Genomic DNA, 1,650 nt, shown 5'->3' with positions numbered 1-1,650 from the left:
CAATGTCATTAAGTTAGCATTGTTAATGAGGTTATCTAAAAGAAAAATAGCAGGAAAGATTTTTGCTTTCCTGCTATTTTTATATTTTAAACACACAAATAAGACAGATAAAAATCTGTCTAAAAAATTTTATGACATTTTAGCTGATTTATGCTACCCTATATATGAAACCATGAAATACTTTTACTGTGAGCTTTCGCTCACGATGCCTATCGGGTCTTATAGGTATGATATTTCTTGCTATGATGGTTTCTAAATTAGGTGATGTTGTTTTTCCATAATAGAACAGTCGACACATACGCGTAGCGACTGAAAAATTTGCTTTATAAGTATATTTTCTTTGCTTTTTTTCAATGACTACGTGAGAGGTAATCATTTCTGCAAAGTTATACATTATAAGATGTGCATAAATTTCTTGATGAATACACATCACCTTTTTTGAATGAAAATTCAACATACCAATTGTATATTTCAAATCTCTAAATGATGTTTCAATTCCCCATCTTGAAGCATATAGTTCTTTTAGTTTTTCTGGAGGATATTCTTCACTATCTAAGTTTGTAAGTACTGTTTCATAAAGATTATCCATTACCTTAAAGCGAACTATTCTAAAACTAAGATTATAGAATTCTAATGGGTCATGTTTTCTTTGTTTTGTTTTAAGATAATCAAATTCTGAATTTGCTGGTAAAAACTTGTACTGATTTTTGGCTTTGAACAGTTCTTTTGTTTGTTTTGTCTGCCTACGGCTCAGTTTAAGATTTATTTTTTCGTCAAATTCATTAGTTTTAGGAAGATTTAAACCTGCTTTAATACCGTTTTTACCATCCTTTATTCTGATTAAGAAATACCATCCTTTTTCTTGTATATGTGCCATGTTATTGTATGATTCATAACCTCTATCTGCGATAACTAATGCATTTTTTATATTTGATTCGTCTATCATTTTTTGTAATGCTCTATGTTCATTATAATTTATTTTTCCTTGTATAACTGCATCTGTATAAATATGATTTTTTATATCATATAGAGCATTTAAATGAATAAGATTATAACCTTTTCTACCATTAATTCCTTGATGAAATGATGATAAATCATTAGGATTAGTAGCTATTTGAACATCAGTACCATCAACAGCTAGAATACGAAGATTTTCATCACTTTCATTAACTAAATTTGAAGAAAAATTATTAAAAATATCTTTAAATGCTTCCGGCTTAATTTTGCATCTTTGTTGAACAAATGCAGAAGCCGAAGGCATATTTGGATTAGCATCAAAAATATTAATAAGTTCATTAGTCATACTTTTACTTTCCATACCTATAATTGTTTTTATAACTGTTTCAAATGGAAGCTTTCGCTTTCTAGTAAAATCCTTTCCTGATGATATACAGTAATCATCTGATTTTTTTGAAACAGAATTTATTTCTGAAAATAATAGTTTTTTTATATCTTTAGGTTTCATATGTGACCTCCTTGTAATTAAGATTTCCCTAATTACAAGGGTCGCTTTCACTCTTTCATTAACATTTAATAGCGAAAGCGACCACACATTTTTTAATTCTTGTCAACATTTTTATAAAATAAAAAGACCCCATATTATTTCTAATATTGAGGTCTTTATGTTTTTCTACTAACTTAATGACATTG

Annotated in this window: 1 protein-coding gene; it reads right to left on the bottom strand. The window is 28.1% G+C overall.

The features are described 5' to 3' along the window. Positions 1-148 precede the first annotated feature (148 nt). Positions 149-1,465 carry an IS4 family transposase gene (locus ACK2WN_RS12025; protein ID WP_416155694.1) on the bottom strand — a complete coding sequence of 439 codons (1,317 nt, stop codon included), beginning with the start codon at positions 1,463-1,465 and terminating at the stop codon, positions 149-151. Positions 1,466-1,650 lie beyond the last annotated feature (185 nt).

This window comes from Peptacetobacter sp. AB800 (genome assembly GCF_047807365.1).
Lineage (GTDB): Bacteria > Bacillota > Clostridia > Peptostreptococcales > Peptostreptococcaceae > Peptacetobacter.
Note: the sequence above shows the minus strand (reverse complement) of the source record. Positions and strands in the feature narration are given on the sequence as shown.